11 protein-coding genes are annotated in these 14,808 nt (G+C 56.2%); 3 read left to right on the forward strand and 8 right to left on the reverse strand.

Going from position 1 to position 14,808, the window contains the following annotated elements; translation table 11 throughout:
* Positions 1–104 precede the first annotated feature (104 nt).
* From edd to ACZ1HV_RS25310, 7 genes are all read right to left on the reverse strand, one after another.
* Entirely contained in the window at positions 105–1,925 is a 1,821-nt protein-coding gene (gene edd, locus ACZ1HV_RS25280; RefSeq protein WP_298959727.1) for a phosphogluconate dehydratase, read from the reverse strand.
* Between the two features lie 138 nt (positions 1,926–2,063).
* Positions 2,064–3,539, reverse strand: coding sequence for a glucose-6-phosphate dehydrogenase (gene zwf, locus ACZ1HV_RS25285; protein WP_298819322.1), 1,476 nt, complete (start codon positions 3,537–3,539; stop codon positions 2,064–2,066).
* 99 nt (positions 3,540–3,638) lie between these two features.
* Entirely contained in the window at positions 3,639–4,586 is a 948-nt protein-coding gene (locus ACZ1HV_RS25290) for a carbohydrate kinase family protein (protein WP_298819324.1), read from the reverse strand.
* A gap of 78 nt (positions 4,587–4,664) precedes the next feature.
* Positions 4,665–5,438, reverse strand: a complete 774-nt coding sequence (locus ACZ1HV_RS25295) for an ATP-binding cassette domain-containing protein (protein ID WP_298819328.1) — start codon at positions 5,436–5,438, stop codon at positions 4,665–4,667.
* Positions 5,438–6,523, reverse strand: coding sequence for an ABC transporter permease (locus tag ACZ1HV_RS25300; RefSeq protein WP_298819329.1), 1,086 nt, complete (start codon positions 6,521–6,523; stop codon positions 5,438–5,440). The genes ACZ1HV_RS25295 and ACZ1HV_RS25300 overlap by 1 nt, the downstream gene beginning before the upstream one ends.
* A gap of 74 nt (positions 6,524–6,597) precedes the next feature.
* Positions 6,598–7,614, reverse strand: coding sequence for a sugar ABC transporter substrate-binding protein (locus ACZ1HV_RS25305; protein ID WP_298819331.1), 1,017 nt, complete (start codon positions 7,612–7,614; stop codon positions 6,598–6,600).
* 23 nt (positions 7,615–7,637) lie between these two features.
* The gene (locus ACZ1HV_RS25310) at positions 7,638–8,960 is read right to left on the reverse strand and encodes an ROK family transcriptional regulator (RefSeq protein WP_298819333.1); all 1,323 of its coding nucleotides are present in this window, start codon (positions 8,958–8,960) and stop codon (positions 7,638–7,640) included.
* 349 nt (positions 8,961–9,309) lie between these two features.
* Between ACZ1HV_RS25310 and ade the strand changes: the two genes are divergently transcribed.
* A complete protein-coding gene (gene ade, locus ACZ1HV_RS25315; RefSeq protein WP_472716680.1) occupies positions 9,310–11,031 on the forward strand; it encodes an adenine deaminase in 1,722 nt (573 codons plus the stop codon).
* A 10-nt stretch (positions 11,032–11,041) separates the two neighbouring features.
* On the opposite strand, the gene ACZ1HV_RS25320 is transcribed toward ade, so the two are convergent.
* On the reverse strand, positions 11,042–11,584 hold the full coding sequence (locus ACZ1HV_RS25320; RefSeq protein ID WP_472716681.1) for a hypothetical protein: 543 nt from the start codon (positions 11,582–11,584) through the stop codon (positions 11,042–11,044).
* Between the two features lie 82 nt (positions 11,585–11,666).
* Between ACZ1HV_RS25320 and ACZ1HV_RS25325 the strand changes: the two genes are divergently transcribed.
* Together ACZ1HV_RS25325 and ACZ1HV_RS25330 are read left to right on the forward strand one after the other, a co-directional pair.
* Positions 11,667–12,824, forward strand: coding sequence for an AAA family ATPase (locus ACZ1HV_RS25325; protein ID WP_298819338.1), 1,158 nt, complete (start codon positions 11,667–11,669; stop codon positions 12,822–12,824).
* 305 nt (positions 12,825–13,129) lie between these two features.
* The gene (locus ACZ1HV_RS25330) at positions 13,130–14,800 is read left to right on the forward strand and encodes a long-chain-fatty-acid--CoA ligase (protein WP_472716682.1); all 1,671 of its coding nucleotides are present in this window, start codon (positions 13,130–13,132) and stop codon (positions 14,798–14,800) included.
* Positions 14,801–14,808 lie beyond the last annotated feature (8 nt).

Here is a 14,808-nt window from a genome sequence, read left to right on the forward strand (position 1 = left end):
TCTGCCTCGGCCCTGAGGGACTGATTGTGTGTCCCTGCTTTTCGCTGCGTTCCTGCCGGGTGGTCGGTGGTGTTGTCCACCCTGGCTCTCGCATAGATTTTTCCTTAAGCGCCAAACACATGGGCGCCGGTATCGGCAGTGCCGACGGCGTTGCGGAAGACTGAGAAGAGGTCACGGCCAACGCCATCCTGGTGTTCGCTCAGATCTGCTTCTGCAAGCGGCCGCGCATTGAACTCCGCCTCATCAACCAGAACAGTCAATTCACCGCTGATCGCATTGACGCGGATCATATCGCCGTCGCGAATTTTCGCGATGGGTCCACCGGCAGCAGCTTCAGGTGTCACGTGAATGGCCGCCGGTACCTTGCCGGACGCGCCAGACATGCGACCATCGGTGATCAGCGCTACCTTGTGGCCTCTGTCCTGCAGAATGCCGAGGCACGGGGTCAACTTGTGAAGCTCGGGCATGCCGATTGCCTTTGGCCCTTGAAACCGTACAACCGCGGCAACATCTCCGGTCAGTTCCTTGTTGTTGAAGGCAGTCAGAAAATCGTTCTGGTCGTGGAAGACACGGGCAGGGGCCTCAATGATGTGACGTTCCTTGGCCACCGCGGATATCTTGATAACTGCCTTGCCCATGTTGCCGGTCAGCATTTTCAGCCCACCCGTTGGCTGGAAGGCTTTGGAAACAGGCGCGAGGACGGTTTCATCACCCGATGTCTGAGGCACCGCTTGGCGTTGCAGATTGCCTTCTGAATCGAGTTTCGCCTCAACGGTGTAGCCGGAAAGATCGGTGCCATAGACGGTCTTCACATCCTGATGCAGGTAGCCTTCACCAAGCAGTTCGCGGATCAAGAAGGCGAGGCCGCCTGCTGCCTGAAAGTGGTTCACGTCTGCCTTGCCGTTGGGATAAACACGCGCCAGGAGCGGGACAACGTCGGAAAGGTCCGATATGTCATCCCATGTCAGGCGGATGCCGGCTGTCGCTGCGATTGCGACCAGATGCATGGTGTGGTTTGTGGAGCCGCCAGTGGCGTGCAGGCCAACAACGCCGTTGACGATCGCCTTTTCGTCGATGACCTCCCCAACCGGTGTGAATTCATTGCCAAGTGCGGAGATGGCAAGAGCGCGTTTTGCGGCTTCTTTTGTCAGCGCGTCGCGCAGCGGTGTGCCCGGATTGACGAAGGATGCACCTGGCATGTGCAGGCCCATGATCTCCATCAGCATCTGGTTCGAATTGGCGGTGCCGTAGAAGGTGCAAGTTCCCGGAGAGTGATAGGCTTTGGACTCGCTTTCCAGTAGCGCATCCCGGCCAACCTTGCCTTCGGCGTAAAGCTGTCTGACCTTGGCCTTGTCATCGTTCGAAATACCCGTCGTCATCGGGCCCGCCGGAATGAAGACAGTTGGCAGGTGGCCGAATGACAAGGCCGCGATGGCAAGACCTGGAACGATCTTGTCGCAGATCCCGAGAAAAACCGCTGCATCGAACATCTGGTGCGACAGGCCAACGGCTGCACCCATGGCAATCACGTCGCGGGAGAAAAGCGACAATTCCATGCCTTCCTGACCTTGGGTAACACCGTCGCACATTGCCGGGACACCACCTGCAACCTGAGCCACTGCGCCAGCTTCCCGCGCAGCGTCACGGATCAGAGCAGGATAGGTCTCATAGGGCTGGTGAGCCGACAGCATGTCATTGTAGGAAGTGATAATCCCGAGATTTGGCACGACGTCGCCGGACAGAGCGTTCTTGTCGCTCAGACCGCATGCGGCGAAACCATGCGCAAGGTTGCCGCAGGAGAGGCGGGAGCGTTGCGGTCCCTGGTCGGCTGCCTTACCGATGCGCTCCAGGTATCTTGAACGGCTGTCATGGCTGCGTTTGACGATCCGTTCGGTGACGGCGCCGATGCGGTCCTGGATGGTCATTGCTTTGATCCTTTGCTAGCCGACTTGCGGCCTGGCTGTTCTTCTTCCAGCGAAAGCGGAGGACTGTTTCTGGCAATCCCCGCAATTCGCGGTATCTAGGTCAGCGTTTCGGCAGGCGGTCAGCCTGCTCATGTCCGTTTATTCGCTGTCGTCTTCCGACCATGTGCGGCCGTCGCGTTCCACCAGTGCGATGGAGGCCGACGGCCCCCAGGTTCCGGCGGTATAGCCCTTTGGAGCTTCCTTGGAGGCTGTCCAGGCTGCCAGGATCGGATCGATCCAGGCCCACGCAGCGTCGACTTCGTCGCGGCGCATAAAGAGTGTCTGGTTACCCCGGATCACATCCATGATCAGGCGTTCGTAGGCGTCAGGATTGCGCACTTTGAAAGCTTCGGCGAAGCTCATGTCGAGCGGGACCTGACGCAGGCGCATTCCTCCCGGGCCGGGGTCCTTGATCATCACCTGCATCTGTACACCTTCATCCGGCTGCAGACGGATGATAAGGCGGTTGGCCGTGATGGTTCCAGCTTCCACGTCGAAAATAGAATGGGGGATCGGCTGAAACTGCACAACGATTTCAGACACGCGCTGGGCCAGTCTCTTGCCGGTGCGCAGATAAAAGGGAACGCCGGCCCACCGCCAATTGGCGATTTCCGCCTTCAGTGCGACAAAGGTTTCCGTGCGGCTCTCGTTGTTTCCGAGTTCTTCAAGATATCCGGGAACAGCACCGCCTGCGGACGCGCCTGCACGGTACTGTCCACGAACGGTCAACTTGTCCGCGCTTTGCGCGTCGATCGGGGCAAGGGCTTTCAGAACCTTCAGTTTCTCGTCCCGAACGCTGTCTGCGTTCATGGACTCAGGCGGCTCCATCGCCACCAGACACAGCAATTGAAGGATGTGGTTCTGGACCATGTCCCTCAATGCGCCAGCCGTATCATAGTAACCGGCACGTCCGCCGGTTCCGAGGGACTCAGCAACCGTGATCTGGACGTGGTCTATATGGGCGGCATTCCAGAGTGGTTCGAACAGGGCGTTGGCAAAGCGCAACGCCATCAGGTTTTGAACCGTTTCCTTGCCCAGATAGTGATCAATCCGGAAGATCTGGTCTTCCGCGAAAACAGCGCCCACTGTGTCGTTGAGCGCCTTGGCCGATGCGCCGTCCTTGCCGATAGGCTTTTCCATCACAACGCGCGAGTTGCTGTTGACGACGCCGATACGTCCGAGGTTCTCGGAAATTGTGCCGAAAAGATCGGGGCCGACCGCCAGATAAAAAGCACGGATCACTTCGGGGCGTTCGACGAGAATTGTCTTCAGGTCTTCAAAGCCCTTGGCGGTCGCAATGTCGATCTTCACATAGTAGAGACGTGCCAGAAACTGCTTGAGATGTTCGTCGTCCAGGTCTTTGACGTGTTCCTTGAGTGCTTTTTCGGCGTAGTCACGGAAGTCGTCATGTGTGTAGTCGCGGCGAGCGCTGCAGATGATGCGCGCCTTTTCCGGCATCTGGCCATCCGCATCGCGATGATAAAGGGCCGGCAGCAGTTTACGGTGGGCGAGATCACCGGATGCGCCGAACACAACCAGATCGAAATCTTCAACTTCAATGACGCGTACCGCCATGGACAAATCCCTTCTAAACGGTCGACCGATTAACAGGTAATGGGTTCTCCGGCCGATTTCGGGTGTCTTTTAAATCGATTTAATTAACTTGTCAGCCCCTCATTTGAGCGCTGCCCATTCTTTTTCCAGTTCGGCCTTTCTCGGCAGGTTCGCACCGCGCCGCGCGCAGGTAACGGCCGCTGCCTGAACCGCAAACTCGACAAGTCTTTTTAGCTGGCCTTCATCCAGCGCGGCAAGAGCGGAGCGGTTGGTTGCTCCGAGTTCTTTCAAGCCTGCCAGAAGCGCAGCCTGAAAAGTGTCGCCTGCTCCGACCGTATCTTCGACCGCAACCTTAATGCCGGGCACGGTGAGTTCAATGCCGGGGGCAAAGACTGAAGCACCTTCTCCACCTCTTGTGACAATGACGAGCGCAGCGCCTGATCGCAGCCAATTTCGAGCAGTGTCTTCAATGGAAATATCCGGTGTGATCAGCGCAAGATCCTCGTCACTGACTTTGACAATGTCTGTCAATGGGATGAGCGCTTCCGTGTTTTGTCGCCAGAGCGCCATGTCGGAGACGACGGTTGGACGGATATTCGGATCGAAGGAGACAAGCGTCCGCGCCCGCTCGCGCTCAATCAAGGCCCGTAACGCACCTGCTATTGGGTCGACGAGCGCAGTGTAGGAGCCGATGTGCAGGAAAAGCGGTGGTGTGCCGAAGGTAGGCAGATCGGCTTCCGTGACCATGCGATCCGCCGCATTGGAGCCGTAAAACGTATATGCAGGAGACCCATGTTCGTCCTTCTGGACCAAGCTCAACGTTGTCAGATAGTCCGTTCTTAGAATGTAACGGTCCGAAACGCCTTCGGTCCGGAACTTTTGAACCAGCCGTTCCCCAAGAGCATCTTTTGAAATGCCACCGAAGAAGGCAGAGTCCTCGCCAAGACGGGCCAGACCCATGGCCACATTGAAGGGGGATCCGCCAATGCGGGCATCAAAACCGATGCTGTCGTCGTTCGTCGCTTCGCCGAACAGGTCAAAAAGGGCTTCGCCACAAATCAGAAACATTCGCTTTCCAAATCACTCGTTGTTTTCAAGCCGGCCCGTTGTTGCCGAGCAGGCTCAATTGAAGCTTTAGGGTGCCGTTCAGGCGGCAAGGTTTTCAGGCGGGTCCATCGCGCCGGTCATGATGGCAACCGCGTCCGACATGGAAAAATCGGAAGGCTTGATCACGCAGGCGCGCCGTCCGAGCCGGTGTATGTGGATCCGGTCGGCCACCTCGAAAACATGCGGCATGTTGTGGCTGATCAGGACGATAGGCATTCCACGTGCCTTCACGTCCTTGATCAGGTCCAGAACGCGCCGGCTTTCCTTGACGCCGAGGGCCGCCGTCGGTTCATCCATGATCACCACTTTGGAGCCGAAAGCAGCCGCACGGGCCACCGCAACGCCCTGCCGCTGTCCCCCGGACAGGGTCTCCACGGCCTGATTGATGTTCTGGATCGTCAGGAGACCCAGCTCGTTCAGCTTGTCCCGGGCGATTGCCTCCATACGTGCCCGGTCCAGCTGGCGGAGCCATTTTCCGCGAAAGCCCGGTTTCCTGAGCTCACGCCCCATGAACATGTTGTCGGTAATCGACAGAGCAGGCGACATGGCGAGCGTCTGATAGACGGTTTCAATACCGGCCTCCCGGGCGTCGATCGGTGAGTTGAATTGAACAGTCTTACCATCCAGCAGAACGTCGCCTTCATCTGGAAGCACCGCCCCGCTGAGGGCTTTGATCAAGGTGGACTTTCCAGCGCCGTTGTCACCAATGACGGCCAGGATTTCACCTGGGTAAAGTTCGAAATCGGCATGGTCCATGGCCACAACACGGCCATAGCGCTTGACCAGATTGCGCGCTTGCAGAACAGGTTCCATCAGACCGACACCTTTCTGATCCACTGATCAACTGCGACCGCTGCAATGATGAGCAGGCCAATGAGCAGGTAAGTCCATTGTGCGTCCGCGCCCAACAGGCGCAGGCCAAGGGTGAAGACACCGACGATAAGAGCTCCGAAGAGCGTGCCGACAATGGAACCGCGTCCGCCGAAGAGCGAGATGCCGCCAATCACCACAGCTGTGATGGATTCGATATTGGCAAGCTGGCCGGTGGTCGGCGAGACGGAACCGATCCTTCCGATCATGGCCCACCCTGCGAAGGCGCAGATAAGCCCGGAAAGCATGTACACCGAAATCAGCACCTTCTTGACCTGCACTCCGGAGAGTTGTGCGGCTTCCGGATCATCTCCGACTGCATAGACATGCCGCCCCCAGGCGGTTTGCCGTAAAACGTAAGCGAGGACGCAAACGAGCAGCACCAAGAAGATGACGCCGTAGGTGAAAATTGCACCGCCGATATTCACCTTGGTCCCAAAGATCTGAAGAAGAGGCGCGGCCTTTGCAATTTCCTGAGACCGAATGGTCTCGTTTGCGGAGTAGAGGAAGTTGGTGGCCAGAACGATTTGCCACATGCCGAGCGTAACGATGAAGGGCGGCAGTTTCACGACGGCGACAAGAAAACCGTTGATGTAGCCGCAAAGCGTACCGCAGATAAGACCGCACACGACGGCGACTTCCACAGGCAGTCCGTAGCGGAATGTGAATTGCCCCATGACGACGGATGACAACACCATGATAGCACCGACGGAAAGATCGATGCCGGCTGTCAGGATCACAATGCTTTGCGCCGCAGCCACAATGCCGACGATCTGAACCTGTTGCAGGATCAGGGTCAGGGCGAATGGCGAAAAGAATTTCGACCCCAGCAGAAGCCCGAACACGATGATGGAAAGCACCAGCACGATGAGCGGAACCAGTGCGGGGGTCTGGTGGAGCGCGTGCTGGATCTTTTGTCCAAATCCGCGGTGTTGGTCGTCGAATGAGGCGACTGCTTGCGGACTGGACGCGGTAGCGGCTTCGTAATTGTCCGCTTTTTTGTCGTCAGTCTCAGTGTCTGAGGTCATGCCCGTTTGTTCCTCTGTCACAAAAAGAAGGGGCAAGGCTGCCCATGCCCCTTCCGAATTCGTGTCTTGTGACCTTAGCCCCAGCAGAGCTCAGTGCCCTTGGTAGTGTCGATCGACTCAACACCATCTGCCGGTTTGTCAGTGACAAGGGCAACGCCGGTGTCGAAGAAGTCCTTGCCCGGGGTCGGCTCAGGTTTCGCACCGCTGTCGGCCCAGGTCTTGATGGCCTCAATACCAAGCGAGGCCATCAGCAGCGGGTATTGCTGGGACGTCGCACCGATAACGCCTTCCTTGACGTTCTGAACGCCCGGGCACCCGCCATCGACGGAAACGATCAAGACGTCATTCTCGCGCCCGATGGCCTTCAGGGCTTCATATGCACCAGCGGCTGCAGGCTCGTTGATCGTGTAGACAACGTTGATCATCGGGTCCTTCGCGAGAAGGTTTTCCATGGCCTTGCGACCGCCTTCCTCGTTACCCGCGGTCACGTCATTGCCAACGATGCGCGGGTCTGTCTCGTCGCCCCACTTGTTCGGATCGCCAAGATCGATGCCGAAACCCTGCAGGAAGCCCTGGTCACGCAGCACGCCGACGGTCGGCTGGCTGATGCCAAGATCGAGCATGCCGATCTTGGCATTGGCTGCATCGTCGCCCAAAGCGGCAGCAGCCCATTTCCCGATCAGCTCACCGGCAAGGAAGTTGTCGGTCGCAAAAGTCGCGTCTGCCGCGTCGATCGGAGACAGAGGCGTATCGAGAGCAATCACCAATAGACCGTTGTCGCGAGCCTGCTGGACGGCCGGGACAATGGAAGATGTGTCTGAGGCGGTCAAGAGAATGCCTTTTGCGCCATCTGCGATACAGGTTTCAATGGCGGCAACCTGGGTCTCGTGGTCACCGTCAACCTTGCCGGCGAAGGACTTGAGTTCGATGCCAAGCTCTTCCGCCTTAGCTGTCGCGCCTTCCTTCATTTTCACGAAAAACGGGTTGGTATCCGTCTTTGTGATCAGGCAGGCTGTGATGTCTGCGGCGACTGCCGGTGTGGCAGCCATGGCGGCGAGAACGGAACCTGTAGCAAGTAGTTTGCGGATCATTTGGTTTTCCTCCCTGGCCTATTTCATGTCGGACGATTGGGTGTGGCCAGATGTGACCCCAACCGTGCTGCCCTTGCCGGAAAACTGGCTCTTTCTTCCGAGCTGCCACTTCCAGCGGGTCCGGTGTCTTTCCCGCCGGTCAGGATCGTTGCCCTTGGCGAGAAATTAAAGAATTGCGGCAGACTGGCGGCGCCGATAGCGCCTGCGTCATGCCTGAAACTACCGATCAAAATTTGTGGCGACTGCCGTTTTTCCGGAGCTGCGTCTTCGACGGCCTTTTGCAGAGCTTCCTGGAACATTTCGGGGAATGGTCCACCCAGATCACCATCGATCACGACCAGCGGCGCGTCGAGAAGGGCATAGGCAGAACGCAGAGCCAGCGCGAGTGCCGAGACGCAATCCGCCATCCATTCCTGGAATTTGATGTCATTGTCGGTCACTGCCGCCTGCAGATCCGATCTGTTCAGACTGGCAAAGTCGCCTGGAGACATGTGGCGGGCAAAAGCGACAAGAGACGCCCGCGTCAACAAGAGATCCCACTCCGTCCGTGACTTTGGCGCCGTATCCAGCGTGCTTGGAGGAACCGGCATCATGGCAACATCGCCGGCATTGCCGGAAACTCCGCGGACTACGTCACCTTTCAGGATCAGTCCTCCACCGATTGCAGGGCCCAGGAACATGTAGAGAAAATCGTCGTTCTGGCGACCGACACCATAAAAGAGTTCCGCAACCGCAGCGGCAGTGCCGTCGTTTTCGCTGAAAACGGGCATGTTCGAAACCTCTTCAAGCGCTTCGGCGAGATCGAATGCTTCCCATTTCTTGAAGTCGGCTTCCGGCAACCCAAGCTCATGAAGCCAAGCGCCGAGATTGAAAGGCTGAGCAAGTCCAATACCCGTAATGCGAGCTTGCTCCTCTTCACTGAGCTGCGCTTTCAGGCTTTTCAGGTCCTCAGTCAGGATCTGGACTGTGACCTCGGGGGAGGGCAGGATCCTGTCGTGAACACGGCGATCGATGATTTCGCCAGCGAAATCCATCAAAACGGTTTCCATATTGGTTCTGTCCAGGCGGACACCGAAGGAATACGCTCCACCCGAAGCCAGGCGCAGAATGGTTGCCGGTTGTCCACGGCTGCCGTCATGACGCTTGCCGGCTTCGATGATCAAGCCTTCTTCGATCAGGTTCTGGATGATAGCGCCAATGGCTGCGTTGGTCAGCTGAACGGCCCTTGCCAGCTCGGCTTTCGAAGCCTCTCCGGCACGACGCAGGATCTGCAACACGATACGCTCGTTGTATCTGCGCAATTGTGCGGAATTGGAACCACGGCCACTTTTGCGGGTGTCCACCACCTTCCTCGCTCCTCCTCCGGCCACCTTCTGCGGGTGGTTCATAATAATTTATTTTGATGAAATTATTTGTCTGAACGACCTTCCTGTCAATTGGAATTCTCTGCTGCAACGCATGTGTTTTGTGTTGTGCTGCGGTAACCGACTGTCACGCATGAAGAATGTTCACCTGAAGGAATGATAGGCCAAGGTGACTTTAGGTTACTTTTTTGGGTTCCGCCTCTCAGTGGATAATATTTGACGATTTAAATAGGGTCTCGGCCAATTTCCGGGGCAGGGCAGAAACGAAGCCATTGTTGCGTCCCGCAAGTTGCGTATTGTCGGAAAACGATAAGAATCGGAGAAATGACCAATGCCGGTAACCCACGATGAAGCCTTCCTTGCGCGAGCGATTGCAGCAGGTGCAGGAGACGAGCCAGCTGATCTGGTTGTGAAAGACTGCACTCTTTTCAGTGTCATCGACGGCAGCAGCGTGAAGACCGATATCGCGATCGTTGGTGACCGAATTGTCGGCACACACGGGAGCTACTCCGGCAAGGCGACTGTGGACGGGCAGGGGCTGACCGCGGTGCCTGGTTTCATCGACACACACCTTCATGTCGAAAGCTCTCTGGTCACGCCATTTGAATTCGATCGCTGTGTGCTGCCGCACGGTGTGACGACGGCAATTTGTGACCCGCATGAGATTGCCAATGTGCTCGGTATTGAGGGCATTCGATACTTTCTGGACAGTTCCCTCCAGACCGTTATGGATCTCAAGGTCAACCTGTCTTCCTGCGTCCCGGCAACCGCGTTTGAAACCGCAGGGGCGAAACTGGAAATCGAAGATCTGCTGCCGTTCAAAGACCATCCGAGTGTCATTGGCCTTGCAGAATTCATGAACTTTCCGGGCGTGCTGGGCAGAGATCCCAACGTCCTGGCAAAACTTGCGGCATTCCAGGATGGACACATAGACGGCCATGCACCTTTGGTCGCCGGCTATGCTCTCAACGGATATCTGGCGGCCGGAATTCGGACGGATCATGAGGCTACGACGGCTGAAGAAGCGCTTGAGAAGCTCGCCAAGGGCATGACGATACTGATCCGGGAAGGGTCGGTCTCCAAGGACCTTGAAGCGCTGGCACCCATCCTGACCTCAGATGTTTCTGCCTTTGTCGCGCTTTGCACCGATGATCGAAACCCGTTGGATATTGCGGAAGAGGGCCATCTGGACAGCATGATCCGGCGTCTGATCGCGAAAGGTATCCGGCCGGTGGATGTTTACCGAGCAGCAAGCTGGTCGGCAGCCAATGCTTTTGGCCTCAAGGACCGGGGAGTAATCGCACCTGGGAAGCGGGCGGACATTGCGCTCTTGAGCAATTTTGAAGACTGCCGGGTGGCGCAGGTAATCAGCAGCGGCACTACCGTCGGGAATGACAGTTTTGAGAAAAGGACCATCGTGCCGCCGGTCGGACTCGACAGTGTCAGGGTTTCACCGGTCGATGCAGCAAAGTTCGACATTCCCGCCCGAAACAGCGAGGCTGATGTCATTGGCGTGGTGCCTGGAAAGATTATCACCGAACATCTGAAACGGACCCTGCCGGTTACCGGTGGCAAGACACATGCTGACCTCAATCAGGACGTGCTCAAGGTCGCCGTTGTTGAGCGCCACAAGGGAACCGGCAATATCGGTCTCGGCTTCGTCAACGGGTTCGGGATGAAACAGGGCGCCATTGCTTCTTCTGTTGGGCACGACAGCCACAACATCTGTGTCGTAGGTGCTGACGAACAGGCGATGGCGCATGCGGTCAACAGGGTGATCGTCATGAAGGGCGGATTTGCTGTTGCGGACCGCGAGGGTGTGAAGGCAGAGCTTGCCCTGCCGCTGGCGGGATTGATGAGCCTGGAGCCCTTTGAGACCGTCCGCGGGGATCTGGAAATTTTGCGCGCGGCGGCCAGAGACCTCGGATGCACACTTGAAGAGCCCTTTCTCCAAGTCGCTTTTCTGCCTTTGCCTGTCATTCCGCACCTCAAGATCACGGATTTTGGCATATTTGACGTCAACAAATTCGAGTTGGTTGATCAGGGGGCATGACGAGAACCAGTCAGTAGCGACGAAGCCTCTTTCTAAGGCGTGCCCATTTTAGCAAAGGACGGACCGCGAGGACGGCTATGATCAAGCCTGCAAACAGAGACCAGAGCAAAGCTTTCCCATCGACCGCAATCTTGTCCATGTTGCGGTAGGTATAGGCGATCTGAGGGTTGAATGGCAGATAGGTTACCAGCAGCTCGCCGGTGTGCTCACGGTGAATGTCCTGAGGCTTCATTGTGAAGCTGAAGACCTGAGTTGTAGAGTTCGCAAGTTCAGCTTCGACGACAACAGTAGCACTGTCCCACGTGCCGGTGTGGGCCTTACCATTTTCGGCGCTCTGTTCTGATTGGGCAGTCGAATCTTCGATTTTCCCGGTATCTTCTGAGATACTCAAGATGGTTCCTGAAACGGTTTCCCCAAAGCCGTCCAGCACCCAATATTTCAATCCGGTATGAAAATGAACGAGGATCGAAATCAGGACGGCAGCTGCTGCAATGGAAAGGATGGCCAAATGCTGGGCATATCTGTCTTCGGCAGCTTCTTTTGGATTGAACATGGTTTCGAGTTTCTGATTTTGTCTTCGCAACGGGAATACACTTTATAGTAGTAGATATTCACATAGCAGGATCTTGGTGCCAATGATTCTCACACTGGCGGTCTCCGGATATCGCTCCCTGCGGGACATTGTTCTGCCGCTGGATCAGATCACGCTGATCACCGGCCCGAACGGCAGCGGGAAATCCAGCTTGTATCGTTCCATCCGGTTGTTGGCAGAAGTCGCCCAGGGCCAGGCAATTGCCTCGCTTGCTGCCGAGGGCGGCTTGAACTCGACACTTTGGGCAGGCCCGGAAGCATTTTCGCGCGCGATGAAACGGGGAGAAGCCCCTGTTCAAGGGACTGTCCGGAAGAATGTGGTCAGTCTGAAGCTCGGATTTGCCGATGAAGACTATGGCTATGCGATTGATCTTGGATTGCCTGCAGACGCGGGCAGGTCGCTGTTTTCGATGGATCCTGAAATAAAGGCAGAAGCCCTGTGGGCCGGCGAAGCATTGTCCCGTTCCAATGAAATTGCGGGGCGAAACGGACCGACAGCGCGTGTTTTGAATGCTCAAGGACAAAGGGTTCCGGTTTTTCAGAACCTTGCCCGTTTCGACAGCATGATGACCCATGCCGCTGACCCCAAGGATGGGCTTGAATTGCTGGTAATGCGTGAACGCATGCGGGCCTGGCGGTTCTACGATCACTTGCGCACCGACCGCGAAGCACCTGCAAGATTTCCAAGGATCGGCACCAGGACACCAGTGCTCAGCGCGGACGGATCTGATCTCGCTGCAGCCTTGCAGACTGTCCAGGAAATTGGCGATGAACGTGAACTCGCGGATGCGATAGACGATGCGTTTCCTGGCGCTTCTGTAGAGGTCGCCGTCAATGATGGGTACTTTGAGTTGCTTATGCAGCAAAAAGGCCTGCTAAGGCCGCTGAAATCGAGTGAATTGTCGGACGGGACGCTGCGTTATCTGTTGTTGACCGCCGCTCTCCTGTCACCTCGACCAGCGCCTTTGATTGTGCTGAACGAGCCGGAGACAAGTCTCCATCCTGCGCTCCTGGAACCACTGGGCAGGCTGGTTGCCAGGGCTGCAGAAAAAACCCAGGTTATCGTGGTGTCGCATGCAGCCGAACTTGTTGACACCCTTGCATCTCAACGAGGGTGTCTTCGTTATGAATTGCGCAAGGAACTGGGTGAGACGGTTGTGGACGAGGTGGACACACCCAAATGGAATTGGCCAAAGAGATAATGGTCCATGATTTGATGATTGTGAATTAAGTTTTTGAATTTCTTTTACTATTGCCATATTTGCGAGGCGCATTACCTAAGACTAATGCCTCGTGCCTGCGAAAAAAATGAAAGGGTGTCGTTACGTCGCGAGTTGACGTGAACGGAAGGTTGCGTCATGTCAGAAGAGCCCCTTAGAGGCGGCGCTGAGCTGACTGACGGAGCTGAATGGGAAAAGAGATCTTCGCGAGAGCCCTGCTTTCATGAAGGTTTTTGGGAAACGGCCTGGATGTACAGCAGCGCGACAAGAATGCGTTGGAGAACGTTATGACGACTGCGGAGGAGTGGAACGAGGCGTTTACGCCCCGTCCGGTACACGAATATCTTGAAACCACAGTTGCCGAATTCGGGTCTCGGCCAGCTGCCGATTTCATGGGCAAGGTCTGGACCTATGCCGAGCTGGGCGAGCTTGTCGACGAAACCGCCGCGGGCCTCCAGGCCATGGGCGTCGGTCCTGGTGTGCATGTTGGGCTGTGCCTTCCAAATACGCCGTTCTATACAGTTTTCTATTTTGCGATCATGAAGATCGGTGCAACGGTCGCCAACTTCAATCCGCTCTATGTCGAACGTGAAATCGCCTTCCAGGCCCGCGATGCGGATGTACGCATCATGGTGACGATGGATCTGAAAATCATCTACGACAAGGTGGAGGATGTCCGGAAGGAGAAGATCCTCGACAAGATTATCGTTTGCCCGATGTCCTTTTGTCTGCCGACGGTCAAGAAGGTGCTTTTCAGCCTTTTCAAACGCAAGGAATTGGCTGACATCCCGAATGATGAGGCGCATATCCGCTTTGAGGATCTGCTTGCAAAGGGACAAAAGCCGAAACCCGTCAATATCGATCCGGCAGAGGCCATCGCTGTCCTTCAATATACCGGTGGCACGACAGGTGTGCCAAAGGGCGCGATGCTGACGCACAAGAACCTGTCTGCAAATATCGAACAGATGCGATGCGTCTTTGAAAAGGCGCGGGCAGGGGAAGAGAAGATGCTCTGCGTTCTTCCCTTCTTTCACGTGTTCGCCATGACGGTTGCGCAAAATCTGTCGATCATTCTTGGTGCTGAAATGGTGCTTCAGCCAAGGTTTGAGCTGAAGTCGCTTCTGAAGGCGATCAAGCGCAAGAAAGTGACTCTCTTCCCGGGAGTTCCAACGATCTACACGGCGATCAACAATTCGCCTCTCACCGAAAATTATGACCTCTCCAGTATTAATCTGTGCCTTTCCGGTGGTGCACCGCTTCCGGTCGAGGTGAAGGAAAGTTTTGAAAAACTGACCGGATGCATCCTGGTAGAGGGTTACGGGCTTACAGAGAGCTCACCAGTTGCTGCCGTCAATCCACTGGATGAGAACAGGCGCGCAGGCTCCATAGGGCGCCTGGTGCCTGGTACCTCGTCCAGGTTCGTCAGCATTGAAGACCGCCAGACCGAGGTTGCTGAAGGCGAGAAAGGCGAATTGCTCCTTCACGGTCCCCAGGTGATGAAGGGTTACTGGAAGCGTCAGGACGCCACCGACGAAGCCATCACGCCGGAAGGGTATCTCCATACCGGCGACGTCGGATATCAGGACGATGATGGCTTTATTTATCTTGTTGATCGGATCAAGGACCTGATCCTGTGTTCCGGTTACAATGTCTATCCCCGTGTCATCGAGGAAGCGATCTACCAGCATGAAGCGGTAGACGAGACCATCGTCATCGCGATCCCCGATGAGTATCGCGGCCAGTCGCCGAAGGCTTTCATCAAACTGAAGGATGGCTTCTCATTGAGCGCGGAAGACGTCAAAACCTTCCTCAAGGATCATCTTTCTTCTATCGAAATGCCAAGGGAATTCGAGTTCCGGGATGAATTGCCGAAAACCATGGTGGGCAAATTGTCGAAGAAGGAGCTGGTTGAAGAAGAGGCTCGGAAACGCTCTGACACACAGGCAAAAAGCGCCTGACGTCAGAG

The sequence above is a fragment of the Roseibium sp. JB4-4 genome, from assembly GCF_055693425.1.